Source organism: Actinoplanes oblitus, from assembly GCF_030252345.1.
GTDB lineage: Bacteria > Actinomycetota > Actinomycetes > Mycobacteriales > Micromonosporaceae > Actinoplanes > Actinoplanes oblitus.
In genome coordinates, this window is record NZ_CP126980.1 from 1,223,283 (window position 1) to 1,248,326 (window position 25,044).

Consider the following 25,044-nt stretch of genomic DNA (forward strand, 5'->3'; position numbering starts at 1 on the left):
GTGCGTCCCGGCCGGTGTGGCCGGGGCGGTTCAGTGCCTCCTCGCCGTTGTGCAACGCGCGATCCGGATCGTGGCAGCGCTGTCGCCGGCGGAAAACAGATTTTCCCGCCCGGTGGGTAACGCCGGTTCGTGCCACTTTGGGGGGTGCCATGCGGTCCGGGCGGTATTTTCGAGGGGTGGGAGGACTGGGGTGGGCCGCCGGACTCTCCGTGCTGTCCGCGGCCGCCTACGCGGCCGCCGCCGTGGCCCAGGAACGGCTCGCCGAGCACCGGCACCGCGGCCGGTCGCGCTGGGCGGCGGCGCTGCTGCTCACCGGGACCGGCGTGGTCCTGCACGTGCTGGCGCTCAACTTCGGGACGGTCGCCGTGGTGCAGGCGCTGGGCACGCTGACCCTGCTGTTCGCGCTGCCCATCCAGGTGGTGCGCTATCACCGCCGGGTCAGCCCGGCGGCCTGGCGCGACGCCGCGCTCACGGTGGCCGGGCTGGCCCTGATCCTGTCCCTGTCGGTGCAGCCGGCCGGGCCGGCGCTGCTCACCGAGCCGGCGGTGCGGGTGCTGTCGGCGGTCACCGCCGGGGTGGTCCTGCTCGGCGCGCTCGGGGCGTGGCGGGCCGGGCCGCGGACCCGCGCGGTGCTGCTGGCCGGCGCGTCCGGGGTGGCGTTCGGGATCGCCTCGGTGCTGTCGAAAGCGGTGCTCGCGGCCCTCACCAACGGCGGCCCGGGACGGGTGTCCACGGTGGCCGGTGTGATGCTGGTGGCGCTGGCGGTGACCGGTTACCTGCTCGGGCAGCTGTCCTACCGGGGTGCCGGCCTGGCCGCGCCGCTGGCCACCGTCAGTGTGGCGAATCCGCTGGTGGCCGCGGTGGCCGGGGTGGTGATGTTCGGCGAGGGCGTGCGGTTCGGGACGGCCGGGCTGGTCACCGCCGCGATCGCCGCGGTGGTGATGGGACTGGGCGTGACCGGGCTGGCCCGGCGCAGCGCCGGGTCGCCGCCGGACGACCCGCGCCTCACGGCGCCCGCGGCAGCAGCACAGTGACGTCGAGGCCGCCCTCGTCGCGGGCGTCGGCGCGGACGTCGCCGCCGTGCGCCCGGGCGACCGCCCGGACGATGGACAGGCCCAGCCCGGCGCCCGGGGAGACCAGCCGCTCGCTGCGGTAGCGATGGAACGGCTCGAACAGGCCGGGTACCTCGTAGCGGGGGATGACCGGGCCGGAGTTCCAGACCCGCAGCTCCACCCAGCCGTCCGGGCGGGTCAGCGTGTACACCCGCACCCAGCCGTTCGCCGGCACGTTGTGCCGTACGCCGTTCTCCACCAGGTTCTGCACCAGGCGTTCCAGCAGGACCGGGTCGCCGAGCACGGCCGCCTCGCGGGGCTCGGCGACCACCTTGACGGTGTCCGCGACGGCCACGTGGTCGACGATGTCGGCGAGATCGACGTACGAGCGTTCGGTCACCTCGCGGTCCGAGCGGGCCAGCAGCAGCAGCCCGTCGATCAGCCGGCTGTGCCGGTCGTTGATCGCCAGCAGGGTGGTGCCGAGCTGCCGGACCTCCGGTGACACGTTCTCCGGCTCCAGCGCCACCTCGAGCAGCGTCCGGTTCAGAGTCAGCGGGGTGCGCAGCTCGTGGGAGGCGCTGGCGATGAACCGGCGCTGCCCGTCGAACGAGTGGTCCAGCCGGGACAGCATCACGTCGAACGTGTCGGCCAGCTGTTTCACCTCGTCCTCCGCACCGGTCAGGGCGATCCGCTCGTGCAGGCCGCGGTCGGCGGCCGGGGACTCGGCGATCCGCCGGGCGGTGGCGGTGATCTGGTGCAGCGGCTGCAGCATCCGGCCGGCGATCAGCCAGCCCAGCGCGATCGTCGCGGCACTCACCACGACCAGGGCTGTCGCGCCCTGGGTGAGCAGCGCGTGCAGGGCGTCCGCCCGGACGTCCCGCACGATGGTGTTGAGGGCCGCCGTCTGGCCGTCCGGGCCGATCACCGTCTGGGCGCGCTGCTCGCCGGTCACCATGGCGTCCCGGCCGACAAGTACGTAGGTGACGCCCAGCAGCACCAGGCCGGCCAGCACGAACAGGCCGCCGTAGACCAGGGTGAGCCGGGCCCGCACGGTGAGCGTCATCGGATCCGGTACCCCACTCCCGGCTCGGTCAGCACCACCGGTGGGTCGCCGAGCTTGCGGCGGAGCTTCAGGATGGTCATCCGGACGGCGTGCGTGAACGGGTCGGCGTTCTCGTCCCACGCCTTCTCCAGCAGGGTCTCCGCGGAGACCGCGGTGCCGTCGGCCCGCAGCAGCTCGGTGAGCACGGCGAACTCCTTGCGGGACAGCGGCACGTACCGCCCGTCCCGGTGCACCTCGCGGCGGTACGGGTCGAGGCTGATCCCGGCCCGGCGCAGCACCGGCGGGGCGGCCGGGCGGGCACGCCTGCCGAGCGCCGCGACCCGGGCCGACAACTCCCGGAACGCGAACGGTTTCGGCAGGTAGTCGTCGGCGCCGAGGGACAGGCCGGTGACCCGGTCGTCGATGCCGGCCGCCGCGGTCAGCATCAGCACCCGGATGTCCGCGTTGCGCTCGGCCAGCACCTGGCACACCTTGTCGCCGTGCACCACCGGCACGTCGCGGTCCAGCACCACCACGTCGTAGTCGTTCACGTCGATCCGTTCCAGGGCGGATCCGCCGTCGTAGACCACGTCCACCGCGTACGCCTCGTGCCGCAGGCCCTGCGCCACCGCGTCGGCCAGCAGCGGTTCGTCCTCGACCACCAGGATCCGCATGCGTCCATCTTGACCCGGCGCGGTGTCACCCCGGCGTCACCGTTTTCCGTGACGCCGGGGAAACCCGCGCGTCGCTCTACTTCGGTGCGTGGTGGCCACCCGGCCGCCGGTGAAGGAGAGACGACGATGAGGAAGGCGACCATCCTGGTGACGGGCCTGACGCTGGCCGCGGCACTGGCCGGATGCGGGAAGGCGGGCGGCGGTGACCCCACCGTGGCGACCGCGCGCAGCGCGGCGCCGGGCGGCGAACCCACCGCGTCCGCCACACCGTCCGACGATCCGGACGCCCCGGTCAAGTTCGCGAGGTGCATGCGCGAGCACGGGATGACCTGGTTCCCCGACCCGGTCGAGGGCAGGCAGACCCTCAAGATGCCGGAGAACGTCAAGCCGGCCGACTTCGAGGCCGCTCAGCAGGCCTGCAAGCAGTGGTCACCGGAGCGTGCGGGCAGCGGGCGACCGAACGCCGAGGACATGGCGAAACTCCGGCAGGTGTCCAAGTGCATGCGGGAGAACGGGGTGCCCACCTTCCCGGACCCGAACCCGGACGGCGGCATCGGCATCGACCGCAAGATGGGCATCGACCCCGAGTCGCCCACCTTCAAGGCCGCCGAGAAGAAGTGCGAACAGTACGGACCGAGGCCCGGCGACAAGCACACCGACCACGACGAGGCGGGAGCGGGGGGCAACGCGTGAACCGGACATGGACCACAGCCGCCGTGGCCGGCGCGCTGGTGGCCGCCGGGGTGGCGGCGTTCGTCCTGGTCGGTGGTCTGCCGGAGGGCGACACCCCGGCACGGGCCGGTGGCAGCGCGCCGGCCGCGACCGCCGACGTGACGAAGCAGACGCTCGTCGACAAGGAGAGCCACGACGGGACCTTGGGGTACGGCGACACGACCGCGCTCGCCTCCGGCCAGGACGGCACCGTCACCTGGATGCCCGCGGCCGGCGCCACGGTCCGCCGGGGCAAGCCGCTGTACAAGGTGGACAACCAGCCGGTGCTGCTGATGTACGGCGCGATGCCCGCCTACCGCTCGCTCTCCGCCGGTGACGAGGGCACCGACGTCAAGCAGTTGGAGAAGAACCTCTGGGCGCTGGGCTACCGCGGCTTCACCGTCGACGACGAGTACACCTCGGCGACCGCCGACGCTGTCGAGCAGTGGCAGGACGACCTCGGCCTGGACGAGACCGGCACCGTCGACCTGGGCCGGGTGGTCTTCAAGCCCGGTGCGTTGCGGATCGACTCGCACACCGTGGAGCCCGGCGGCGCCGCCCAGCGCGGTGGTGAGCTGCTGCAGGTGAGCGACACCGGCCGGGTCGTCACCGTGGAACTGGACGTCGCCGACCAGCGGCTGGCCAGAAAGGGTGCCGAGGTCGAGGTCACCCTGCCGGACGGCACCGAGGTCCCGGGCCGGATCACCGGCGTGGAGACCACCGTCGAACAGGCGGAGAACCCCGGCGAGGAGGACACCACCAAGGTCACCGTGACGATCACCTTCGACCGGACGCCGGCCGGGCTGAACCAGGCCGCGGTGTCAGTGCTCTTCGTCGCCTCGCAGGCCAAGGACGTGCTGACCGTGCCGGTCAACGCGCTGCTGGCGCTCGCCGAGGGCGGGTACGGCCTGCAGGTCGCCGACGGCGGCACCACCCGGATCGTGGCGGTCCGGACCGGCCTGTTCGCCGACGGGCGGGTCGAGGTCTCCGGCGCCGGCCTGGCCGCGGGCATGAAGGTGGGTGTCCCGGCATGAGCCCGGTGATCGAACTTCGCGGGGTCACCAAGACCTATCCGGGCGGGGTCACCGCGCTGCGCTCGGTCGACCTCACCGTCGAGGCCGGCGAGCTGATCGCCATCGTCGGCCCGTCCGGCTCCGGCAAGTCCACCATGCTGCACATGATCGGCACCCTGGACCGGCCGAGCAGCGGCACCATCCGGATCGACGGGCACGACGTGGCGGCACTCTCCGACCGGCAGCTGTCGGCGTTGCGGGCCCTGTCCATCGGGTTCGTCTTCCAGCAGTTCCACCTGGCTCCGGGCCGCACGGCGGTGGCCAACGTCGCCGACGGGCTGCTCTACTCCGGCGTACCGAAAAAGGAGCGGGAGCGGCGCGCCGAGGCCGCCTTGACCCGCGTCGGCCTCGGCGATCGTCTCGGGCATCGCCCGCATCAGCTCTCCGGAGGGGAGCGGCAGCGCGTCGCGGTGGCCCGCGCGGTGGCGGGCGACCCGGCGGTGCTGCTGGCCGACGAGCCCACCGGCAACCTCGACTCGGTGGCCGGCGCGGGCGTTGTCGACCTGCTGCGCGAGCTCAACGTCGCGGGCACCACGGTCCTGGTGATCACCCACGATCAGGAGATCGCCGGCTCGCTGCCGCGCCGGGTGCCGATGCGCGACGGGGCGGTGAGCTGAATGGCCGTCCTGGCGGAGTCACCGCGACGTTCGCCGCGCCCGGCCCGGCTCGGCGCCGGTGACCTGGTCCGGCTGGGCGGGGCCGGCCTGCGCTCGCGGCCGCTGCGGGCGGTGCTCTCGGCGCTGGGCATCGCGATCGGCATCGCCGCGATGGTCGCCGTCGTCGGCATCTCGGCCTCCAGCCGGGCCAACCTGGACCGGGCCCTGGCGCAGCTGGGCACCAACCTGCTCACCGTCTCGCCGGGCAACACCATGTTCGGCGAGGACGCCACCCTGCCCGACGAGGCGCTCTCGATGATCAAACGGATCGGGCCGGTCACCTCGGCCACCGCGGTCGGCAAGGTCACCGACACCGCGATCTACCGCACCGACCGGATCCCGTCCGGCGAGACCGGCGGGCTCGCCCTGCTGGCCGCCCAGCTCGACCTGCTCACCACGGTCGGCGGCAGGATGGCCGAGGGCAGCTGGCTCAACGCGGCCACCGCCGAGTACCCGGCGGTGGTGCTCGGGTCGGCGGCCGCGCGCCGGCTGGGCGACGTGCCGGCGGTCTACATCGCCGGCCGCTGGTACCGGGTGATCGGCGTGCTGGACAGCGTGCCGCTCGCCGCGGAACTGGACGACGCGGTACTGATCGGGTGGGACGCGGCGAAGACGTACCTGAGCTTCGACGGGCACGCCACCACCGTCTACACCCGCTCGGTGGAGGCCCGGGTGGAGGCGGTGCGGGCGGTGCTCGCGGCGACCGCCAACCCGAAGAACCCGGACCAGGTGCAGGTGTCCAACCCGTCCGACGCCCTGCTGCCGAAACGGGCCGCCGGCACCACGTTCAACGCCCTGCTGCTCGGCCTCGGCGCTGTCGCGTTGCTGGTCGGCGGCATCGGGGTGGCCAACACCATGGTCATCTCGGTGCTGGAACGACGGGCCGAGATCGGGCTGCGCCGCTCGCTGGGCGCCACCCGCGGGCAGATCCGCATCCAGTTCGTCGCCGAATCGCTGCTGCTGTCGCTGCTCGGCGGGCTCGGCGGGGTGCTCGGCGGGATCGCGGTGACCGCGCTCTACGCCACCACCCAGGACTGGCCGATCGCCGTCCCGCTCTGGGTCACCGCCGGCGGGGTCGCCGCCACCCTGGTGATCGGTGCGATCGCCGGTCTCTACCCGGCCGTCCGGGCGGCCCGGCTGTCACCGACCGAGGCGCTGGCCGCGGCCTGACCGGCGCTCAGCGTGCCCCACCGGCCGCCGGCTCGTCGAGCAGCAGCCGGTGGGCACGCTCGTACAGATCGGGCGCGTCAGGCGTCTGCACCAGCGCGGCGACGATGGCCACCGCCTCCTCGTGCCGGGCGGCCCGGCACCGGGACGCGGCCAGGCGGAAACCGAGCAGCACGCCGGCCACCAGAGCGACAGCGGCGACGGCGAAGAACAGGCTGGCGAGCATCCGCCGAGAATACTTCTCCGCCGACATTGATCCGTTCTGGGAGCGATCCCGTATCGATGGCCGAAGCAAGTCTTTGCCAGGGGGAGAGGCGCCGGCCAATGTATCGGTCCAAAATCAGCAGCAAACCGCGTCGCTGGAAGGTGGTCGCGGTCGTCGGGGTCGCGGTGACCATCGCCGGCATCGGACTCGGGGTGGCTTCGGCCGCCGAGTCCACGCCCACCGTCAACTGCCCGGACGTGAAGATCAACGTGGCGGTGCCGGCCCAGGCGCAGAACGAGGTCAACCGCAACCTCGACCTGCTGAAGACCCAGATCGCCGAGGCGAACAAGCGGATCGCCGACACCAAGGGCCAGGGCGGCGCCAACTTCATCCAGAACGCCATCCTCGGCCCGCTGAAGGACAAGCGGTTCGCCGCCATCAGCCGGATCGAGACGGCGATCGGGCGCAACGCGGCGAAGCCGAACCTGAACGCCGGCGGCCTGGCCGCCTGCACGCTCAACAAGGACGGCGGCGCGGCGCCGGCCAAGCCGGTGGCCACCGTGACCAACGCGGCGCCCGGCGCGAACCTGGGCATCCTGACGAACAGCTGCGACACCAGCAAGCTGACGCGGCACGACGGTTTCCAGAAGGGCGACCGGTGCGTCTCCACCGAGTTCGGTGAGGTCGGCTCGGCGGCGAACAACCCGTCGCTGCTGATCACCGGCGCGCCCCGCCAGGTCAACCGGAACCAGGCCTTCACCCTGCAGGTCAGCACCCGCAACCTGATCCGCGACCGGTTCCTCGCGGCCGGCCAGGGCGGTTACTACGTGGAATCGAGCGTGCTCAAGAACGGCCTGGTGCGCGGCCACTTCCACACCGCGTGCCGGATGCTGGCGAGCACGAACGAGGCGCCGACCCCGGAAGGCGTCCCGGCGTTCTTCGTGGCCACCGAGGACAGCAAGGGCGGGCGGACGCCGGACACGGTGACCATCCAGGTCCCGGGGCTGCCGCAGTCCGGGCTCGCGCAGTGCGCGTCGTGGGCCGGTGACGGCTCACACCGGATTCCGATGATGGAGCGCGCCAACCAGACGCCGGCCTTCGACACGGTCCGCATCCGGGTCCGCTGACCCGACGACGAGAAGGGCCCGCCGGCCGGTGGGCCCTTCTCGCAGGTCCGGGTGATCAGGCGCGCCCCGTAGGATTCGAACCTACGACCGACGGATTAGAACACTGCCGGGCGTGTCGACTCACCGGAGATCATCAGATCTCCGCTTGACCTGCCGAGACGCTGATTCGGTCCCGTTGCGGTCATCCAAGATCATGGTGATCCATCCGCGATAACGCTGATTATGGGTAACAAACTGGGTAACCGCTCCGCGCCCTCGCCGGAGTCATTCGTGCTGTTCAACGCTGGATTGGCCGGCTACCCCAGGGCCGAGACGATCTCGGTGGCGAGGTCCATGCTGCCGGCGGCGACGAATCGCTGTCGCCGGTCCATCGCCTTGGCTACCTCGTCGAACGTGTCGAACCCGTAGTCAAGGGATACGGGCTTGCCTTCCAGGTCAAGCACTGCTCCGCCGGAGGCGTGCAGGATGTAGTGCCCTGGTGCGAGGTCCCACACTGCGAAGCCCTTGGCGAACTCGATGACGGACTCGGTCATACCGGCCGCGACATGGCACAGGCTGACCGACCCGAAGTCGACGCCGATGCGGCCCCGGCTCTTTCCGTCCGTGCCGGGCGTGTCCAACGCTTCAATGAGCCGGGTCTGCTGAGACAGGGGGATGAACCGCTCACCCGCCTTCATCAGGAAGTTGGTGACCAGGGACTCGGAAAGCTTCTTCGTCGAGCGCTGCTTCAGCTCGAACGTGTCGGAGTCCGCCGTGATGACGAAAGCGCGGTCAACGCCCTGGTCGTCACGTGCGCCGACGTAGAGCTGAAGGTGATGGAAGATGTCGCCCACCACGGCGACGATCGGCTGAGCCGCTGCGCGCGAGTAGACCATCACGTGCGTGTAGCCGAGCAGGCCCCGTACCGCCAGTTCGCTGGTGTCCAGGGGATCGACGAGCACGCACAGATCAGGGTCGGAGTTGTCGCCGATGACCTCCGGTTCGGCTTCCTCGGAGGCGTAGACGAACGATCCGAGGATGGGGGTCAGGAGTTCCCGGTACCGGCGATGCATCCACAGGTCATGCTCGGACAGGAAGTTGTCCTCGTGGCGCAGGTTCTCGCTCTCGCCGCGCCTGCCGGTCAGAGCCGCTTCGATGAGTCGTGGCCGCAGCTCTAGCATCACCCCTCTCACCGTCTCGGCGATTTCGTGAGCGAGGGGTGGCATGTCCTTGGCCTGCTCCATCAGCGCGTCTCCAGTCCTCTCAGCGCAACTCCAACGGCGGTTCGATACCGGGTGGGCTCATCGTCGCTGCGATGAACACCGCCTCGAAAGTTGCCGCCTGAATGATCTTTGCTCCGGTGAGTTCTTCGAAGCTCTCGACTTCAAGCGTGTTGCCCTTCGTCATAGCTCCGAACACGGCGAAGTACAACTCGGCACCGGGGTATCGCTCGCGTAGCTCTCGGGCCACCAGGCCCACCACGTCAGCATGCTTGACCTCGAAGTCGCAGATCACGATGACCGGAGCCTCCACCGAGTCGGGGAAGTGTGATTCCGGCGCGAAGCTGATCGCGTTCCTCGCGCGGTTACAGCGGAGGTACCCGATCGAGCATCGGTTGAACTGAGCCGACGCCAGGAAGGTCGCCATCACGAGGCCGGCCTCATTGATGCCGAAGCAGATGTCCGCGTCCAGGCGGCGACCGAGACTCTTGATCTGCCTCATGATGCGCTGAATCCCGAAGCCGAACGTGTTCCAGGTCAGATCTAGCAGGTGCCCGGGATTCGGGTTAGGCAGCGAGAACGCGCAGATGGCGGGGTTGCCGTTGTCAATCGTCGGCACCAGGAGGTTGAAGTCCGCGCCGATGATGTTGTCGACGTCCGGTGATCCGTCCACCACCGCGTTGCGTACGCGGAGCGTGTCGCTTGTCGCCGGAATGGAGGAGCGGACGGCGGTCATCTTCAGCGCCAACTGATCTTCTGGGGGCAGCTTTTCGTAAGCCTCCTGCACCAGGTCGCCTGGGGAGATCACTTCTTCCCCCATACGATGCGGGCTACGCCCGTATGCAGCCGCCAGGATGAGCAGGCTGGCGTACGACGGCGGAGATCCGACCCCAGCAGTTCCGCGCGACCGCGCCCAGCTCTCCCAGGCGTTGATCGTTGTCCCGCCCAACGTGGTCTGGTTGCCCGCGACGTCGTTGTATCGCACTGCGGCCTGGTCCTGGGAGAGCCCTGCGGCGTACCTGAATGCCTGAATGCTCGGTAGGTCGTCGTGCCGCTCCATCAGCTTGCGAGCCGCAGCCTTGACCGATCCGTACTCGAAGAAGAGGGCTTGACCTTGGCGGGCAAGTTCCCGTCCACGCTTCTGCGGCGATTGGTTCTGTGGCGTTGTACTGCCCAAGATGGCCCTCCGACGCCCCGACCTACGGCTTCGGTCCTCACTGGTCGTGACGGCCACCTTACTGTTGCCCATCCTGATGGGCAATGAATGCCAAGGCGCGTAGATCCGCAGGTAAAAGCTGCCCAGAGATCCGGTCGTCATTGGACTGGCACACAGGTGTGCACCCCGATCCGCAAGTGCGACTGTTCTCGCAGCGCTTGACCTTACGGAGTCAACGCCCCAGTTCCCCGCTCGCCGTCCCAGCACCGTGAAGCGAAGGCGGCGAGCGGCCATCAACGTGCAAATCCGGTGCGAGGAGGTGAGCAGTGGGGCACCGCGTTCCGTCCGTGAAGCGTGAGATTCTGCCCGGCGTCACCCTGACGGTGAGCGTCATGGGCGGCTACTCGATCGAGCGCGACGGCGAATACATCGGCTGGATTCATGCCAGCCTGGGAGACCGCTGGAACGCATACGTCAGGCGACCGGGGAGCAGTGGGGACCTGGTCGGTCGCTATGCCCAGGACGACGCCGTGAGAGCCATCGTGGCCGCATGGGAAGCAGGTGCGGCCTTGCCCAACAAGTGCCGACCGTGACGGGGCAGCGAGAGTATCCACCTGCCGCGCTGGTGCACTCCGAGTCGTGCCGGGACGTAGAGGGCATACGTGCGAGTGGCGCAGTCCTGATTCCGATGCTCACGCCGGCCATCGCCCGTGCGTACCCGAACGCTCGGATGCATTCGTGTTACCACTTCACGCTGCATGCGCGCGGGCTGGTGGAGACCATGCACTACCCGCCACATCCGTACGAGGAGTCCACGGTGGTCTACGCGGACGCAACCATGCCGCTCTGCAAGGTGTGCATGGGGACGCATAGCGCCCTTGACCGCCTGATCTTGCCGCCAGAGGTGCGCTGACACCCGCTTCCATCTCCGAGAACAGGGGACCGGATGTACCAGGCAATCATCAGCCCACAGGAAAATCTGTTCGTCGCCGTCCGGGCTGGCCAACAAGCGGCGATGCAAATGCCCTCCGGCTACTACGCCGAACTCGCCGACCGAGCGGACACAAACGACATCGTGCCGGACTGGTTCAGCGATGCCGCCCGCCAAGCGTGGCAGATCGAACTAGCCGACTTGCCCATCGGCGACGTGCTCATCGTCCGTCCGCCGTCGGTCTCTCCCGTGACCTACAGCCGCGCCTCATGGGAGATCAACAAAGGCTGCAACTTCTCCTGCGAGCACTGCTACCTGGAACAGCGCCCGTTCACTGGCCTACCCCTGCCGGAGAAGCTGCGACTACTCGACATGCTTCGCGACATGGGAGTGATCTGGTTCGAGATCACCGGCGGGGAACCGCTCATCGACCAGGACTTCATTCCCGCCTACGAACACGCTCACGAAGCCGGAATGATGATGGAGATTCTGACCAACGGCTCCCGGCTCTACCGTGACGAGTTGCTTGAAGCGTTCACCTCACGTCGCCCACACAAGATCACCGTCTCCATGTACGGGGCCAGCCCGGAGACAGCCGACGCGCTCACCCAGACACGGGGCGCGTTCAAGAACGCCTATCGCGGTCTCGTTGCGGCGGCTGGAGCCGGTTTACCCCTTGAGGTCACGCTGATCATCACCAAGCACAACGTCGAGGAACTGAGCGAGATGCGTGCGATGGTGCGCGATCTGGGCCTGCCGTTCAAGGAGTACGGCTCCATCTCTCCGACCTATACCGGCAAGGGCACGACCCTGGAGACACAGGTCCCGGGCCTCATCGGTAAGAGCGACATCTTCCAGGGCTGCCCTGCCGGTCACACGTCCTTCCACGTCGACCCGCTCGGGTTCACCACGATGTGCAAGGTCGGCCGGGACAACCCCATCAACTTGATCACCGAAGGGCCTGATGGCCTGCTGCGTCTGCCCGCCATCGCAGACGCCCAAATGCTTCGCACGGGTGGATGTACGGGCTGCAAGCTCTCGTCCGCCTGCCGGGTATGCCGACCCATGGCACGCGTGTACCAGGAGGCGAAGGCACCACTCAGTCACTATTGCCAGCACGGCATGAAGGAGGAGTCATGAGCGCCATCCCCGTCGAGATCATCAGCCGTACCCCGAACACCGGCAACGCCGCGAAGCAGTTCCCCCGGCGGCAAGAGCCGGCCGGGATCGTCGTCACTCAGATCGACGCCCTGACCAAGGGCAACGAGCGCGGTTGCGGTGACGACAACCCGTACAACTAGCAGCATGTAGGGGTCGCCCCGGAGGGCTGTCGTGCCATGGCGTGGCTCACCGGGGCCGTCCCGAGCTAGGAGAAGGACTGTGCCTACCAGCCGCATTCCATACGCCGAATTGCCGGGAGCTGTTCGTCACGCGGTCGAGGACATCACCGGATCCCCCGAGTCGCTGGAGCCGGCAAGCGACGGCCTGAACAGTGCGATCGCGGTCAAGCTGAACAGCCCCAAGGGCGCGTACTTCGTGAAGGCTCTACCGGCTGATCACCGCTGGGTCCGGACGCAGCAACGCGAAGCAGCCATGGCGCCGTACCTAGACCTGGTCGCTCCGAAGCTGCACGCCCGCCTGACAGAGGGCGGGTGGGATGTCCTTGTCTTCGAGGCGCTGGAGGGACACCGCGCGGACTACGCGCCGAACTCGCCGGACCTACCCATCGTCGTCGACCTGCTTCGCCGTATCGCTGGGATCCAATGTCCGCCAGTGACACTGCGATGCGCTGAGCAGCGACTCCAGGCGTACGCCGGAGCAGACGAATTGCGCTACTTCGCCGGTGACGCGCTCCTGCACACCGACCTGAACAACGCCAACGTCATCGTCACCGGCGACCGGGCGCGCGTCGTGGACTGGGGATGGGCAACGCAGGGCGCCCCTTGGCTGGATGCCGGCTACTGGGTGATCTGGCTCATCGCCGCAGGGCATACGCCCGACTCCGCCGAAGCGTGGGCATCGCTATTGCCGTCCTGGCAAGCGGCTCATCCGCGAGCGGTCAACGCCTTCGCTGGCGCCAACGCACGCATGTGGGCTGACATCGGCGGCGCCGAACCGGACGCGTGGACACGCCGGCTTATCGATGCTTCCGCGGCCTGGCGTGACTATCGAGGAAGGAATACCGAAGCAGAATTGACTGAATTCAGTTGACCGGGGGTATGACCCCTTCAGCCTAATCAGTAAGACCGCCATGTCTTAGCAGCCCGCATTCTGCCACGGTTTCCAAGTCGCTCTGGATGCCTTAACGCATGTGCGATGGAGGCAGGTGATGTAACCTGCCTCCATCAATTCTGTAAGGATTAGCTGCCGCCTTGCTCGGCAGCCTAGATTGTCAAAGGTTCGCCACAATACCCTGCTGCGGCTTCATGGCTTCAGGCTGTCGACAATCCTACGCCAGATGCTCATACGCACCATTTCATCAGGATTCGACCCTTGCTCCGGCAGGGCGGGCAATTGTCGCGCGTATACGACGCGCCGGTCCGGGAGTGGGGGGCATGTCGCGGCCCAGATAGGCGTCCCAAGCATAGCAGCGCGGCCCTGATCTGAGCCTTCGGGATAGTCGATACGGCCGAAAACTTGAAATAATACTTCAAGCTCTGCGCGCCCGGCGATGTGTGATCTACCTAGAGTGGTATAGATGGTCATCGCCGTTGTGACGGCCTTCTCTATGTCCTCTTCCTCACTCCAAGCGATAGCTCCGTTGATGTCCTCGTTGCCGCGTGAGAATGAAGAGACAAGCTTCGCCATTCCTACTGGCGCCGACGGGTACCATCCACCGCGAGCTTTGTAGTCATCATCAGACGCATATCCCTCGAAATTTCGCAAGGACCCACAAAGCGCGGCGAAGACCGGACCTTCCTCGGTATCCGTGAAGCAGCTAAGCCAAGCAACGCGGTGACCGCCCTCTAGAAACGGAACCTCAGCCCATGTGACTTCCATGCGAGCCCGCACGTAAGTGCCAGGGTGAAGCAGTGTGCCGGTGTTGTCGCGAATTGCCGCTGTAACCTGCCGAGCGAGCCAGTAATCATTATTCTCTAGCTTACGCCTTTCCCCCCGGGCATCGAGGCCGGGTACCTTCGCCGTCACGCTGAACTCGACGCCGCCTTTCTGTGCCTCTGCTCTTTGGTGCAATTCGCGAAGTAGGCGGCGAGAAAGATAGATGTACGACCTAGGGTGAGCGTCGATGGCCATAAATTGAAGATATCAAATGAACGCAAGAGTTCGCTGGCGCGTAGCTTAGGTGGACTAGTGAAGCGGCCGACACTCTCACGAGTGAAGCTAGAGCTACCGGGTAAGCGGGAAGCCCAACGTAGAGAGGCTCGGTGGGCAGGGTCCCAATAGCGAGATCCTGCCCTTTGCTGCCTCGCTATAGCTTTGAGCTCTACGCTGCTCGACTAGCGACGGCGAAACGTACGTTCACGCCGAGACCTCGACCGTGCTCAGACTGTGCCGGCTTCCAATCCAAGAACTGCACTTCCTGAACCCGTCCGAGCGAAGGTGCAAACTTCCCTTCTTCGCCGTTCAGGCATGCCTGAATTCGCGACCTGATTTCGTCGAGCGTGTAGGGGACGTATGCGCGAATGCTAATCTCCACAAGACGAGTGACAGCCTTGCCGTTACGGTGTTGGCTAACAAGCGTCCCGCTTGCGTATGCCTCCAGATCAGAGACTCTTGCAGAGGCATTATGCATGGGTTCGCTGGCGAACTGCTTGCCTTCCGCCGTCGCATGGCCCCTTCCGGGGCCTCGATCGGGTTACGTGCGTCGTGGCGAACCCGTCAGCGGCGGAGAACTGCCAGGGATGCCCTTCGCCGATGCCGCCAAGGCCCTGGCGCGGATCTTCGTGGGCAGCGGCTTCCCGTGGGCCACGCCGCCCACCTTTCGGCGTACGGTGGCGACGCTGCTCGACCAGGCCGGCGTTCCGATCGCAACGATCGCCGACCAACTCGGCCACACGGACCCCGCCATGACGGCCAGGGTTTATCTCGGCCGCGACCTGATGGGCGACAAGCCCTCGGTCGCTGAGCATCTGTGACGCTCAGCAGCCAAAATGGGTAACAAAACAGGTAACTTGACCACGAGAGCATGCGGCATCAGCCGCTGAGGCCCTGGTTAATACAGGGAGTGGCGCGCCCGGCAGGATTCGAACCTGCGACCGACGGATTAGAAGTCCGTTGCTCTATCCGCTGAGCTACGAGCGCTGGCCAGCACATACTAGGCGGTCGTGCCGGACTTGTCGTCCGCCTCGTCGGCTGCGTTCTCGACGGCGGCCTCGGCGGCCTCCAGGACCACCGCCCGGCCGCCCTGATCCTCCGGCGCCGGCGGGACGTCGATCTCCGGGGTGCCCGGGGCCGGGAGGAACGCGTCGACCCATCGGCCCAGCTCGCGGAAGACCTCGGCGCGGACCTCCTTGCCGGACAACGTCAGGTCGTGCTTGCCGCCGTTGAACTGGGCGATGGTCACCCGGGGGCCGAGGCCCGGCGCCCACCTGACGATGTGCTCCACGTCGAGAACGGAATCGGTCACGTGCACGTCCTCGTGCCAGGCGCGACCGCGGAACGTCCGATCCGAGCAGGCGACCAGCACCGGGGCGTCGATGGACAGGCCGGCCTGCAACCGGCGCTGCCCGCGGCGGATCGCGGCCAGCCAGCCCATCCGGACCGGGAAGCCGAGAATCGGCTTCCACGCCAGGTCATAGGCCCATTCGCCGTGGTAGTCGCGGTGGATGCTCTGGCCGTAGAGGCCCAGCGAAGGGGTCGGCAATTTCCGGTACGGCGTCCGCCCGGTCGCCGCGATCAGCATCGCCATGGCCGGTCGGCGCACGAACCAGGGCAGGTTGAAGTCGAAGAACGGGCTGTTCAGAAACAGTCCGTCGACGACGCCCTGCTCGCGGCGCGCATGGGCCCACAGCGAGGTGATCAGGCCCCCGGTCGAGTGGCCGGTGACCAGCAGCTGGTCATGGCCGTCCTCGTCGCGGATGATCCGGGCCGCCTCGTCCAGCTCCGGGTAGTACTCGGTCAGGCTGCGGGCGAAGTTCGGCGTCTGGTGCGGCAGCAGGCTGCGGCCGTACTTGCGCAGGTCGAGGGCGTAGAAATCCCAGCCGCGCGCGACGAAGAAGTCGGCCAGATGAGTCTGGAAGAAGTAGTCCACGAACCCGTGGACGTGCAGCACCGCCCGGCGCGACGGCTGCTCGGCGCGCCGCCGGACCAGCGTGGCCACAACCGGGCCCTCGTCGTCGGTGCCCAGCTCGATGGTGTGCCGCTCATACGGCCAGCCCAGGACGTCGGTCTCCACCCGGACAGGTTACCCATGAGTACGCCGTGGCGCGCCATAACAGATCGACCCCGATCCGAGCCGGTCGTCCACATTTCCGCGTCGTCCACAGGCCGGGCCGCCCAGCGCCGCCCGGCGGGCCAGGCTCTGCCACGTCCGCTGCAATCGACGCAAGGAGACACCAGTGTTCGACACCCACATCGTCGTCGTCGGCAACGTGCTGACCAAGCCGGAGTGGCGCCGCACCACCAACTCCAACCAGCTGGTGGCGAACTTCCGGCTCGCCTCCACCGCCCGCCGGTACGACCGGGAGAACCGCTGCTGGGTCGACGGCAACACGCTCCGCGTCCGGGTCTCCGCCTGGCGCAAGCTCGCCGAGAACGTCGGATCCTCGATCAACATCGGTGATCCGGTGATCGTCTTCGGTCGCCTCTACACCCGCGACTGGCAGGACGAGGAGGCCAACCACCGCGTCTCGTACGAGATGGAGGCCCTCGCCGTCGGCCACGACCTGGCCCGCGGCCGATCCCGGTTCTACCGCACCCGGCCGGCGGCGACCAGCGCCCAGGAGGACACCGAGGCGGACGCCGTGATCGGTGGCGAGCCGGCCGAGCCGGTGGCCGACAACGAGACACCGGTCCGGTACGGCGACGGCCTGCCCGAGATCGTCCCCGGTGAGGCCGAGCCGGCCTTCCTCGAGGTGGTCGCCGACCTGGCCGACGAGGAGAGCGCCACCGCGACGACCGCCGAGGACGAGCCGGCCACTGCCGAGATCCGGCGCACCCGCCGTACGAAAAAGGAGCCGGTAGCGGCCTGAGACCTTCCCGCACAGCCGCCACCCCGGGGTCTCTCCCTGCGGATTCCGGGGCGTGTGGCGCCCGGCGGCCCGGCCACGTCGGGGTCCGGGGCGGGGCCGCCGGTGCGGGGCGGACAGGCATGCCGGATGGTGTCGACCGGTCCCGATTCCCTCGATCGGGATAGGCCGATCGTGCCGGTTCTCTCAACCGGGAGGCGGAGCGGCCCGGTTGGGCGGGAGACAACCGCAACCGGCAGACTGAAGCGGTGATGCTGAAGGACATCCGCGCCATCGCCGACGAGACGATGGTGCTAGCGCCCGAGGATCCGGACGCCGAACAGGTGAACACCAACTGGTTCGGCGCACCCCCGCATGAACGCCTGGGTACCTCGCCCGACGAGGTGGTGGCCGTGTTCGAAGAGGTCGCCGCGGTCCTGCGCGAGCAGGTGTCCGGCCGCGGGCACCGGGGCACCGCGACCTTCTACGTGTGGCACGACGCGGAAGCCGGCCAGCTGCGCTGCTCGGTCGGCACCCGCAAACCCAGCGATCTGGTGTTCCCGGTCGCCTACCAGGTGACCGAGGACCTGCGCGCGATAGTGGTGGAGTTCTTGGAGGATCGCGCACCCGGATCGATCCAGTGGGGTGCACTGGAGCCGGTGCCGTACCCGGAGTCGGAACCGGCGGCGCTGGCGGTCTGGGCGTTCGATCTGACGCCGTTCGGCCGCTGACCAGCAGAACCGGAAGGAAACACGTGCCGTTTCGGTGGACCGCTGACGCGGCCGGACTGATCGCCGGATACCTGTTGGACGCCGCGCTCGGCGACCCGCGCCGCTACCATCCGGTCGCCGGGTTCGGCACCGCGGCCGCCGCCCTGGAACGCCGGGTCTACCAGCCCCGGCGCCGGGCCGGCGCCGCGTTCACCACGATCGCTGTGGGAGTCCCGGTCCTCGCCGGGCTGGCGGTCGGCCGGGCCACCCGGCGGTGGCCGGTCGCCCGGTTCGCGCTCACCACCGCCGCCACCTGGACCGTGCTGGGCGGTCGTACGCTCCGCAAGGAGTCCCGGGTGATGGCCCGCCACCTGGCGGCCGGCGACCTGCCGGCGGCCCGCGGCCGGCTCAACCACCTGTGCGGGCGGGACCCGGCCGCGCTCGACGAACCCGAACTGGCCCGGGCCACCGTCGAATCGGTGGCCGAGAACACCTCGGACGCCGTCGTCGCCCCGCTGTTCTGGGGGGCGCTGCTGGGGCCGGCCGGGCTCCTCGGGTACCGGGCGGCCAACACGCTGGACGCCATGGTCGGGCATCGGTCGGCCCGGTACGCGCGGTTCGGCACGGCGTCGGCCCGGCTGGACGACGTGCTGAACCTGGTGCCGTCGCGGCTCACCGGACTGCTCACCGTCGCTGTCGCGCCGATCGGCCGCGGGTCGCCGCGGGAGACGTTGCGGGTGTGGCGGCGGGATCGGGCGGATCATCCGTCGCCGAACTCGGGGCAGTGTGAGGCGGCGATGGCGGGGGCGCTCGGGGTGCGGCTCGGGGGACGGAACGTCTATTTCGGACGTAGTGAGACAAGGCCGTTCCTGGGGGACGGGCCTCGGCCGGGGGTGGTGCATCTGCGGCGGGCGGCTCGGATCTCGGGAGGGGTCGGGGTGGCGGCGGTGTTGCTGGCGGCTGGGGGTGCGGTGGTTCGGGGTGGTTTCGGGGCGGTTGGCAGGAGGCGGGGGTGGGGGTGGGGCCCCAACGGGGCCACCAGCGCCACCAGCATGATCACCGCGACCCGCCCGACCACCACCCGGAGCCCCCGATGACCGCGGGCCTGCTGATCGCCGGCACCACATCGGACGCCGGCAAGAGCGTCCTCACCGCCGGCATCTGCCGCTGGCTGCACCGCAACGGCGTCCGGGTGGCCCCCTTCAAAGCCCAGAACATGTCCAACAACTCGGTGGTCGTGGTCGCCTCCGACGGCCGCGGCGGCGAGATCGGCCGGGCCCAGGCCATGCAGGCCGAGGCCTGCGGCGTCGCCCCGGACCTGCGGTTCAACCCGGTGCTGCTGAAGCCCGGCAGCGACCGCTCCAGCCAGGTGATCCTGCTCGGCGAGGCGATCGACACGGTCACCGCCGGCAACTACCGGTCGCTGCGCCCCAAGCTGGCCGAGACCGCGTACGCCACCCTCACCGACCTGCGCGCCGATTACGACGCCGTGATCTGCGAGGGCGCCGGCAGCCCCGCCGAGATCAACCTGCGCGAGGGCGACTTCGTCAACATGGGCCTGGCCCGCCGGTTCGGGCTGCCCACCCTGGTGGTCGGCGACATCGACCGGGGTGGCGTCTTCGCTGCCTTCTTCGGCACCCTGGCCCTGCTCTCCGCCGAGGACCAGGCGCTGGTCGCCGGGTTTGTGATCAACAAGTTCCGCGGTGACCTGGGCCTGCTCCAGCCGGGCAACGACATGATCACCGCGGTGACCGGGCGCCCGGTGCACGGGGTGCTTCCGTTCCACCGGGACGTGTGGCTGGACGCCGAGGACTCGCTGGCGTACGGAACGACGCTGGGTCGTCCCGGCCCGCCGCAGGGCCGGGAGTGGCTGCGGGTCGCGGTGATCCGGCTGCCCCGGATCTCCAACGCCACCGACGCCGAGGCGCTCGCCGCCGAGCCCGGTGTCCGGGTGCACCTCACCGTCGAGCCGGGCGACGTCGCCGACGCCGACCTGGTGGTGCTGCCCGGTTCCAAGGCCACCGTCAGCGACCTGGCCTGGCTGCGGGAGACCGGGCTGGCCGGCGCGGTACTGGCACACGCGGCCGCCGGTAAGCCGCTGCTCGGCGTCTGCGGGGGCTTCCAGATGCTCGCCGAGTCGATCGACGACGAGGTGGAGAGCGGGCACGGCACCGTACCGGGACTGGGTCTGCTGCCGGTCGGCATCACCTTCGCGGCCCGCAAGACGCTGGCCCACAGCGCCGGGGCCGGGCTGGGCGCGCCGGTGCGCGGCTACGAGATCCACCACGGGCTGGTCAGCGCCGGTGACCCGGAGCCGCTGCTGCGGTACGCCGACGGCCGTCCGGAGGGCGCGGTGGCCGGTAACGTCTACGGCACCCACTGGCACGGCGCCTTCGAGTCCGACGAGTTCCGCCGCCGGTTCCTGACCGTGGCCGCCGCCCAAGCCGGTCGGCACGGGTTCACCGTCGCCCAGGACACCCGGTACGCCACGATCCGCGAGCGCGCCCTGGACGTGCTCGGCGACCTGGTGGCCGAGCACCTGGACACCGAGGCGCTCTGGCGGCTGCTGGAAAAGGGTGCGCCACCAGGGTTGCCGTTCGTCGCACCAGGTGCCCCGTAAGGGTTCGACCCTGACGACATCGTTGCGTCCCGGGCGTACGTTGGGTCCGGCGCGGCGGTCGCCGCGCGGCCGGAAGTGCCACGAGGACGGGGTGTGATCCATGACCACCGACGAGGAGAACCGACCGGTACGCCGCCGGGTGACGCTGACCGGGATCAGCTCGCGGGCCTGGGAGCATCCGGCCGACCGGGGCGCGCTGACCGCCCTGCGGGAGCTGCGCGGCTTCGACGACGTGGTGAAGACGTTCTTCGGGATGTGGAACGAGCGCGGCTTCCGGCTGGCCTACCTGGCCGGCTCGATCCGCGTCGACCACCGGCAGTACCCGCGGGTCTACCAGCGTTTCACCGAGGCGGCCAGCACGCTGGACATCGCCGAGCTGCCCGAGCTCTACGTGAGCCAGTCGCCGATCATCAACGGTTCCGCGATCGGCCTGGACAAGCCGTTCATCGTGATCACCACGGGCGCGGTGGAGAAACTCGACGACGACGAGCTGCGTGCCATGCTCGGGCACGAGCTGGGCCACGTGCGCAGCGGGCACGCCGTCTACAAGACCATCATGATGATCCTGACCGGCTGGGCGGCGAACATCAGCTGGATCCCGGTGGGTGTCATCGCGCTGCGGGCGATCATCGCGGCGATGCTGGAGTGGTGGCGCAAGGCGGAGCTCTCCGCCGACCGGGCCGGTCTGCTCGCCGGGCAGGACCCGGCCGCCTCGCTGCGGCTGCTGATGAAACTGGCCGGTGGCGGCGACCTGTCGCAGATCGACACCACGGCGTTCCTGGAGCAGGCCGCGGAGTACGAGGGCGGTGGTGACCTGCGGGACAGCATCCACAAGATCGGGATGACCGCGTGGAGCACCCACCCGTTCCCGGTCGCCCGGGCCGCCGAGCTGCGCAAGTGGATCGACTCGGGGGCGTACGCGCAGATTCTCGGTGGTGACTACCCGCGGCGTGACTCGGACGGGGACGCCTCGGTCACCGAGGACGTCAAGGCCGCCGCGAAATCGTATCGGGACGACTTCGCCAACTCGCAGGATCCGCTGGTCGGCCTGATCCGGCGGTTCGGCGACGGCGCCACCGACATGGCCGGCTCGGCCGCCGGGCGGGCGATGAACTGGGCGAGCGAGGCCCGCCGCCGGGCCCGCGGCGACGGTAACAGCGACGGCGAAGCCAACTGATCGCGAAATCTGTCGGGGGACGGTTCTACGATCGGGCGCATGAGCCTTACTGAATCCGAACTGCGCGCCAAAATCGCGCAGGAGATGCCCGGTGTCCGCGCCGACCTGGAACGGTTGGTGCGGATCCCGGGCGTCGCCTTCGAGGGTTTCGATCACGCGCACGTGGAGCGCTCCGCCGAGGCGGTCGCCGAGCTGCTGCGGGGTTGCGGCCTCGACACGCAGATCGTGCGGCACGGCGGCCAGCCCGCGGTGATCGGTCGCAAGCCGGCCCCGCCCGGCGCACCCACCGTGCTGCTCTATGCCCACCACGACGTCCAACCGGCCGGTGACCCCGCGCTCTGGGCCAGCGACCCGTTCGAGCCGGTCGAGCGGGACGGCCGGCTCTACGGCCGCGGCGCCGCCGACGACAAGGCCGGCGTGATGGCGCACGTGGCGGCGCTGCGCGCTTTCGGCGACCAGCTGCCGGTCGGCGTGGTGGTCTTCGTCGAGGGCGAGGAGGAGTACGGCTCGGATTCCCTCGACGCGATCATCCAGGCCCACCTGGACGAGTTGCGCTCCGACGTGATCGTGATCGCCGACTCCGGCAACTGGGACATCGGCACGCCTGCCCTGACCACCTCGCTGCGCGGCCTGGTCAACCTGTTCGTCGAGGTCAAGGTGCTCAAGAGCGCCGTGCACAGCGGCATGTTCGGCGGTGCCGTGCCGGATGCGCTGATGGCCCTGTCCCGGCTGCTCAGCACGCTGCACGACGACGACGGCGAGGTCGCGGTCGGCGGCCTGGTCGGCCGCGAGGGCGCCAGCGTCGACTACCCCGAGGAGCGGTTCCGCCACGAGGCCGGGATGCTCGACGGCGTCGGCCTGGTCGGCCGTGGCACCATCACCGACCGGATCTGGACCAAGCCCTCGATCTCCGTGCTCGGCATCGACGCGCCGCGCACCCTGGAGGCCGCCAACGCCCTGCAGGCCACGGCGAAAGCCAAGATCGGCATCCGGGTCGCTCCCGGCGATGACCCCAAGTCGGTGTACGCGGCGGTCAAGAGCCACCTGGAGAAAAACGCCCCGTGGGGCGCGCACGTCGAGGTGACCCTGGAGAGCGACGGCGACCCATGCGTGATCGACGCGACGGGTGCCGGTTTCGAGGCGGCCCGCGCCGCGTTCCGGTCGGCGTGGGACGGCGTCGAGCCGGTCGACATGGGCATCGGCGGCTCGATCCCGTTCATCGCCACCTTCCAGGAGCTGTTCCCCGGCGCGACGATCCTTGTCACCGGCGTGGAGGACCCGCACTCGGCCGCGCACGGGCCGAACGAGAGCCTGCACCTGGGCGAGTTCGAGCGGGTCTGCGTGGCCGAGGTGCTGCTGCTCAAGAACGTCGCGGAGACCCTGGCGAAATGATCTAGGAGGGAGTCGCTGATGGCCGAGCTGTCGTGTGAGGTCCTCGTGGTGGGTGCCGGCCCGACCGGGCTGATGCTCGCCAACTGGCTCACCCGTCTCGGGGTCCGGGTGCTCGTGGTGGACGGCAAGGACGGTCCCACCCGCGAGTCCCGGGCGCTCGTGGTCCAGGCGCGCAGCCTGGAGATCTACGATCAGCTCGGCATCGGCGACCAGGTCCTCGACGCGGCGTGCCGGGCGGAGGCGCTCTCGCCCGGCACCGGGGCCCGGGTGTTCGGCCGGATCCCGGTCGGCCCGCTCGGGCAGGGCGTCACGCCGTACCCGTTCCTCGAGGTGCTCGAGCAGAGCCGCAACGAGGAGATCCTCTACGACAACCTGCGCAAACTCGGCGGCGACGTGGTCTGGGAGACGCCGGTGACGGCAATGACCCAGGTCGAGGAGGGCGTCGAGGCGAAAGTCGGCAACGACACCGTCCGGGCCCGGTTCTGCGTCGGCTGCGACGGGGCGAGCTCAGCGGTGCGCAAGGCCCGGCGGATCCCCTTCGAGGGCAGCACCAACGCGCACCGGTTCTACGTGCTCGACGCGGCCGCGGCGGCCGGCCTGGTGACCGGCGCCGTCAACGTGCGGCCCGGCGGCCGGGAGTTCCTGCTGGCGTTCCCGATGCCGGGCCGGGGCAACTGGCGGCTGATCGGCCTGATCCGGGACGAGGACGCGGACGGCGTGCTGGACGAGGACGACGTGCGCGAGCGGCTGCGCTCCACCTTCGCGATCACCTTCGACAGGACCCGCTGGTTCGCCACCTACCGGGTGCACCATCGCGTCGCCGCGGCGTTCCGGGACGGGCCGTTCTTCCTGGCCGGCGACGCCGGGCACGTGCACTCGCCGGTCGGCGCGCAAGGCATGAACACCGGACTCCAGGACGCGCACAACCTGGCCTTCAAACTCGCCGACGTGCTCCAGGGCCGGCGCAAGGACACCTGGCTGGACCGTTACGAGGCGGAGCGCCGCCCGGTCGCCCGCACGCTGGTGGCCACCACCGACCGGCTCTTCCGGGCGGTCACCTCGGAGCGTCCGGTGGCCCGGGCGCTGCGAGGCGCCGCGATCCGCCTCGCGGCGCCGGTCGCCGTGCGAGTGCTGCCCCGCACCGCCGGTGGGTCCCGGTTGTTCCAGTACGTCTCGCAGATCCGCATCCACTATCCGATCGGTCCGGAGGCGCGGACCGCGGACGGCAAGCGTGATCCGGTGGTCGGCCGCCGGCTGCCCTGGACCGGTCGCAACTTCGCGGTGCTGCGCTCCGCCGACTGGCAGATCCACGGATACGGCGGGGTCGAGGGCACCGAGGCGCCCGACCTCGGCCTGCCGGTCCACATCTTCCCGGCCGCCCCGGCGACGGCCCTGAGACCGGGATATTTCTACCTGGTCCGGCCCGATGGCTTCGTGGCGTCACGCGCCGAGCCGGCCGAGGCGGAGGTGAAATTCCGGCACGCGATGGCGGTGTGATGACGCGGCCGTGCGATTCCGGCGGCGCTGGCGGTGTGATCGCGGGCGGGTTCTGGAGGTGAGATTCCGACACTCGATGGCCGTGTGATCGGGGTTCGGTCCTGTTAGGATTCGAACATGCGTTCGATAACCGCAGTTCCGCCGGGCAGCGTCGGGCGGGTGAAACCCGCTGGTCCGCGCGCCACTTTGGATCGGCTTCGGACTCGCGATCGGATCGAGTCGATCGCGCGGCTGCGCGCCGCGGTCCGGGCCCTGGGGGACGTCGATGTCTCCGGGTGGGACGACACCACCCTCACCGAGCATCTCGACGAGCTTTCCCAGGCGTTGTGCGGCATCGACGCCGAGCTGACCAGGGTTGCCGAGGCGGTCCGTGCCCGCGGTTTCCGCATCGACGAGCCGAGAGCGGCGTGACCACCGGAGGTGCATGATCGCCGGCCGCGCGAGGGACCGGGAAAATCAAGATCAAATGCTTCATGTGCGCACGTCCGCTGGGGTTCGGACCGCATGCTCCCGCGCGGGCCGAGGGCGGC

At 69.4% G+C, this 25,044-nt stretch carries 26 protein-coding genes and 1 tRNA gene; 19 read left to right on the forward strand and 8 right to left on the reverse strand.

Annotated features, from left to right (window positions below; genetic code table 11):
* The first annotated feature begins 176 nt into the window (after window positions 1-176).
* Complete coding sequence (locus Actob_RS05520; RefSeq protein ID WP_284918970.1) at window positions 177-1,034, forward strand: DMT family transporter; 858 nt, start codon at window positions 177-179, stop codon at window positions 1,032-1,034.
* Here Actob_RS05520 and Actob_RS05525 read toward each other — a convergent pair.
* Together Actob_RS05525 and Actob_RS05530 are read right to left on the reverse strand one after the other, a co-directional pair.
* The gene (locus tag Actob_RS05525) at window positions 1,006-2,115 is read right to left on the reverse strand and encodes a sensor histidine kinase (protein WP_284918971.1); all 1,110 of its coding nucleotides are present in this window, start codon (window positions 2,113-2,115) and stop codon (window positions 1,006-1,008) included. The genes Actob_RS05520 and Actob_RS05525 overlap by 29 nt on opposite strands.
* Window positions 2,112-2,768, reverse strand: coding sequence for a response regulator transcription factor (locus Actob_RS05530; RefSeq protein WP_284918972.1), 657 nt, complete (start codon window positions 2,766-2,768; stop codon window positions 2,112-2,114). Before Actob_RS05530 ends, Actob_RS05525 begins: the two co-directional genes overlap by 4 nt.
* A gap of 126 nt (window positions 2,769-2,894) precedes the next feature.
* Here Actob_RS05530 and Actob_RS05535 point away from each other — a divergent pair, with 126 nt between their 5' ends.
* The 4 genes from Actob_RS05535 to Actob_RS05550 are packed head-to-tail and all read left to right on the forward strand — an operon-like array spanning window position 2,895 to window position 6,378.
* Window positions 2,895-3,461, forward strand: a complete 567-nt coding sequence (locus Actob_RS05535) for a hypothetical protein (RefSeq protein WP_284918973.1) — start codon at window positions 2,895-2,897, stop codon at window positions 3,459-3,461.
* Window positions 3,458-4,513 (forward strand): efflux RND transporter periplasmic adaptor subunit, encoded by a 1,056-nt coding sequence (locus Actob_RS05540; protein ID WP_284918974.1) that lies wholly within the window; start codon window positions 3,458-3,460, stop codon window positions 4,511-4,513. Before Actob_RS05535 ends, Actob_RS05540 begins: the two co-directional genes overlap by 4 nt.
* A gap of 5 nt (window positions 4,514-4,518) precedes the next feature.
* A complete protein-coding gene (locus Actob_RS05545; RefSeq protein ID WP_284922241.1) occupies window positions 4,519-5,169 on the forward strand; it encodes an ABC transporter ATP-binding protein in 651 nt (216 codons plus the stop codon).
* Window positions 5,170-6,378 carry an ABC transporter permease gene (locus tag Actob_RS05550; RefSeq protein ID WP_284918975.1) on the forward strand — a complete coding sequence of 403 codons (1,209 nt, stop codon included), beginning with the start codon at window positions 5,170-5,172 and terminating at the stop codon, window positions 6,376-6,378.
* Window positions 6,379-6,385: 7 nt separating this feature from the next.
* On the opposite strand, the gene Actob_RS05555 is transcribed toward Actob_RS05550, so the two are convergent.
* Window positions 6,386-6,601: a hypothetical protein gene (locus Actob_RS05555; protein WP_284918976.1), complete on the reverse strand. Its 216-nt coding sequence runs from the start codon at window positions 6,599-6,601 to the stop codon at window positions 6,386-6,388.
* 98 nt (window positions 6,602-6,699) lie between these two features.
* Between Actob_RS05555 and Actob_RS05560 the strand changes: the two genes are divergently transcribed.
* Window positions 6,700-7,707 (forward strand): hypothetical protein, encoded by a 1,008-nt coding sequence (locus Actob_RS05560; RefSeq protein WP_284918977.1) that lies wholly within the window; start codon window positions 6,700-6,702, stop codon window positions 7,705-7,707.
* Between the two features lie 296 nt (window positions 7,708-8,003).
* Here Actob_RS05560 and Actob_RS05565 read toward each other — a convergent pair whose 3' ends face one another.
* On the reverse strand, window positions 8,004-8,930 hold the full coding sequence (locus Actob_RS05565) for an inositol monophosphatase family protein (RefSeq protein ID WP_284918978.1): 927 nt from the start codon (window positions 8,928-8,930) through the stop codon (window positions 8,004-8,006).
* A gap of 19 nt (window positions 8,931-8,949) precedes the next feature.
* Window positions 8,950-10,083, reverse strand: a complete 1,134-nt coding sequence (locus Actob_RS05570) for a hypothetical protein (RefSeq protein ID WP_284918979.1) — start codon at window positions 10,081-10,083, stop codon at window positions 8,950-8,952.
* Between the two features lie 326 nt (window positions 10,084-10,409).
* Here Actob_RS05570 and Actob_RS05575 point away from each other — a divergent pair, with 326 nt between their 5' ends.
* The 4 genes from Actob_RS05575 (at window position 10,410) to Actob_RS05590 (ending at window position 13,204) form a co-directional block, all read left to right on the forward strand.
* Window positions 10,410-10,655, forward strand: a complete 246-nt coding sequence (locus Actob_RS05575) for a hypothetical protein (RefSeq protein ID WP_284918980.1) — start codon at window positions 10,410-10,412, stop codon at window positions 10,653-10,655.
* Window positions 10,656-11,008: 353 nt separating this feature from the next.
* Window positions 11,009-12,133, forward strand: a complete 1,125-nt coding sequence (locus Actob_RS05580; RefSeq protein WP_284918981.1) for a radical SAM protein — start codon at window positions 11,009-11,011, stop codon at window positions 12,131-12,133.
* Window positions 12,130-12,294: a hypothetical protein gene (locus Actob_RS05585; RefSeq protein ID WP_284918982.1), complete on the forward strand. Its 165-nt coding sequence runs from the start codon at window positions 12,130-12,132 to the stop codon at window positions 12,292-12,294. Before Actob_RS05580 ends, Actob_RS05585 begins: the two co-directional genes overlap by 4 nt.
* A gap of 79 nt (window positions 12,295-12,373) precedes the next feature.
* Window positions 12,374-13,204 carry a phosphotransferase family protein gene (locus Actob_RS05590; protein WP_284918983.1) on the forward strand — a complete coding sequence of 277 codons (831 nt, stop codon included), beginning with the start codon at window positions 12,374-12,376 and terminating at the stop codon, window positions 13,202-13,204.
* Window positions 13,205-13,417: 213 nt separating this feature from the next.
* Here the strand turns inward: Actob_RS05590 and Actob_RS05595 are convergent, their stop codons facing one another.
* The gene (locus Actob_RS05595; protein ID WP_284918984.1) at window positions 13,418-14,245 is read right to left on the reverse strand and encodes a DUF7019 family protein; all 828 of its coding nucleotides are present in this window, start codon (window positions 14,243-14,245) and stop codon (window positions 13,418-13,420) included.
* 608 nt (window positions 14,246-14,853) lie between these two features.
* Between Actob_RS05595 and Actob_RS05600 the strand changes: the two genes are divergently transcribed.
* Window positions 14,854-15,087, forward strand: a complete 234-nt coding sequence (locus tag Actob_RS05600) for a tyrosine-type recombinase/integrase (RefSeq protein ID WP_284918985.1) — start codon at window positions 14,854-14,856, stop codon at window positions 15,085-15,087.
* A 90-nt stretch (window positions 15,088-15,177) separates the two neighbouring features.
* On the opposite strand, the gene Actob_RS05605 is transcribed toward Actob_RS05600, so the two are convergent.
* A tRNA-Arg gene (locus Actob_RS05605) sits at window positions 15,178-15,253 on the reverse strand.
* A gap of 13 nt (window positions 15,254-15,266) precedes the next feature.
* Window positions 15,267-16,346, reverse strand: a complete 1,080-nt coding sequence (locus tag Actob_RS05610; RefSeq protein WP_284918986.1) for an alpha/beta hydrolase — start codon at window positions 16,344-16,346, stop codon at window positions 15,267-15,269.
* Window positions 16,347-16,509: 163 nt separating this feature from the next.
* Between Actob_RS05610 and ssb the strand changes: the two genes are divergently transcribed.
* From ssb to Actob_RS05650, 8 genes are all read left to right on the forward strand, one after another.
* Window positions 16,510-17,142, forward strand: coding sequence for a single-stranded DNA-binding protein (ssb, locus tag Actob_RS05615; RefSeq protein WP_284918987.1), 633 nt, complete (start codon window positions 16,510-16,512; stop codon window positions 17,140-17,142).
* 248 nt (window positions 17,143-17,390) lie between these two features.
* Window positions 17,391-17,849 carry a hypothetical protein gene (locus Actob_RS05620; RefSeq protein WP_284922242.1) on the forward strand — a complete coding sequence of 153 codons (459 nt, stop codon included), beginning with the start codon at window positions 17,391-17,393 and terminating at the stop codon, window positions 17,847-17,849.
* A 23-nt stretch (window positions 17,850-17,872) separates the two neighbouring features.
* On the forward strand, window positions 17,873-18,925 hold the full coding sequence (locus Actob_RS05625; protein WP_284918988.1) for a cobalamin biosynthesis protein: 1,053 nt from the start codon (window positions 17,873-17,875) through the stop codon (window positions 18,923-18,925).
* On the forward strand, window positions 18,922-20,448 hold the full coding sequence (locus tag Actob_RS05630; RefSeq protein ID WP_284918989.1) for a cobyric acid synthase: 1,527 nt from the start codon (window positions 18,922-18,924) through the stop codon (window positions 20,446-20,448). Before Actob_RS05625 ends, Actob_RS05630 begins: the two co-directional genes overlap by 4 nt.
* A 100-nt stretch (window positions 20,449-20,548) precedes the next feature.
* On the forward strand, window positions 20,549-21,625 hold the full coding sequence (locus Actob_RS05635; protein ID WP_284918990.1) for a M48 family metallopeptidase: 1,077 nt from the start codon (window positions 20,549-20,551) through the stop codon (window positions 21,623-21,625).
* A gap of 39 nt (window positions 21,626-21,664) precedes the next feature.
* Window positions 21,665-23,017 (forward strand): dipeptidase, encoded by a 1,353-nt coding sequence (locus Actob_RS05640; protein ID WP_284918991.1) that lies wholly within the window; start codon window positions 21,665-21,667, stop codon window positions 23,015-23,017.
* A gap of 18 nt (window positions 23,018-23,035) precedes the next feature.
* The gene (locus Actob_RS05645; RefSeq protein ID WP_284918992.1) at window positions 23,036-24,514 is read left to right on the forward strand and encodes an FAD-dependent monooxygenase; all 1,479 of its coding nucleotides are present in this window, start codon (window positions 23,036-23,038) and stop codon (window positions 24,512-24,514) included.
* 117 nt (window positions 24,515-24,631) lie between these two features.
* Entirely contained in the window at window positions 24,632-24,925 is a 294-nt protein-coding gene (locus Actob_RS05650) for a hypothetical protein (protein ID WP_284918993.1), read from the forward strand.
* Window positions 24,926-25,044: the final 119 nt, after the last annotated feature.

Bases quoted from the DNA above. Each gene is read 5' to 3' on its own strand.
- Actob_RS05525 (WP_284918971.1), bottom strand. From the start codon at position 2,115: ATGACGCTCACCGTGCGGGCCCGGCTCACCCTGGTCTACGGCGGCCTG.
- Actob_RS05530 (WP_284918972.1), bottom strand. From the start codon at position 2,768: ATGCGGATCCTGGTGGTCGAGGACGAACCGCTGCTGGCCGACGCGGTG.
- Actob_RS05535 (WP_284918973.1), top strand. From the start codon at position 2,895: ATGAGGAAGGCGACCATCCTGGTGACGGGCCTGACGCTGGCCGCGGCA.
- Actob_RS05550 (WP_284918975.1), top strand. From the start codon at position 5,170: ATGGCCGTCCTGGCGGAGTCACCGCGACGTTCGCCGCGCCCGGCCCGG.
- Actob_RS05555 (WP_284918976.1), bottom strand. From the start codon at position 6,601: ATGCTCGCCAGCCTGTTCTTCGCCGTCGCCGCTGTCGCTCTGGTGGCC.
- Actob_RS05560 (WP_284918977.1), top strand. From the start codon at position 6,700: ATGTATCGGTCCAAAATCAGCAGCAAACCGCGTCGCTGGAAGGTGGTC.
- Actob_RS05565 (WP_284918978.1), bottom strand. From the start codon at position 8,930: ATGGAGCAGGCCAAGGACATGCCACCCCTCGCTCACGAAATCGCCGAG.
- Actob_RS05580 (WP_284918981.1), top strand. From the start codon at position 11,009: ATGTACCAGGCAATCATCAGCCCACAGGAAAATCTGTTCGTCGCCGTC.
- Actob_RS05585 (WP_284918982.1), top strand. From the start codon at position 12,130: ATGAGCGCCATCCCCGTCGAGATCATCAGCCGTACCCCGAACACCGGC.
- Actob_RS05595 (WP_284918984.1), bottom strand. From the start codon at position 14,245: ATGGCCATCGACGCTCACCCTAGGTCGTACATCTATCTTTCTCGCCGC.
- Actob_RS05600 (WP_284918985.1), top strand. From the start codon at position 14,854: ATGCCCTTCGCCGATGCCGCCAAGGCCCTGGCGCGGATCTTCGTGGGC.
- Actob_RS05620 (WP_284922242.1), top strand. From the start codon at position 17,391: ATGCTGAAGGACATCCGCGCCATCGCCGACGAGACGATGGTGCTAGCG.
- Actob_RS05630 (WP_284918989.1), top strand. From the start codon at position 18,922: ATGACCGCGGGCCTGCTGATCGCCGGCACCACATCGGACGCCGGCAAG.
- Actob_RS05635 (WP_284918990.1), top strand. From the start codon at position 20,549: ATGACCACCGACGAGGAGAACCGACCGGTACGCCGCCGGGTGACGCTG.
- Actob_RS05640 (WP_284918991.1), top strand. From the start codon at position 21,665: ATGAGCCTTACTGAATCCGAACTGCGCGCCAAAATCGCGCAGGAGATG.
- Actob_RS05645 (WP_284918992.1), top strand. From the start codon at position 23,036: ATGGCCGAGCTGTCGTGTGAGGTCCTCGTGGTGGGTGCCGGCCCGACC.
- Actob_RS05650 (WP_284918993.1), top strand. From the start codon at position 24,632: ATGCGTTCGATAACCGCAGTTCCGCCGGGCAGCGTCGGGCGGGTGAAA.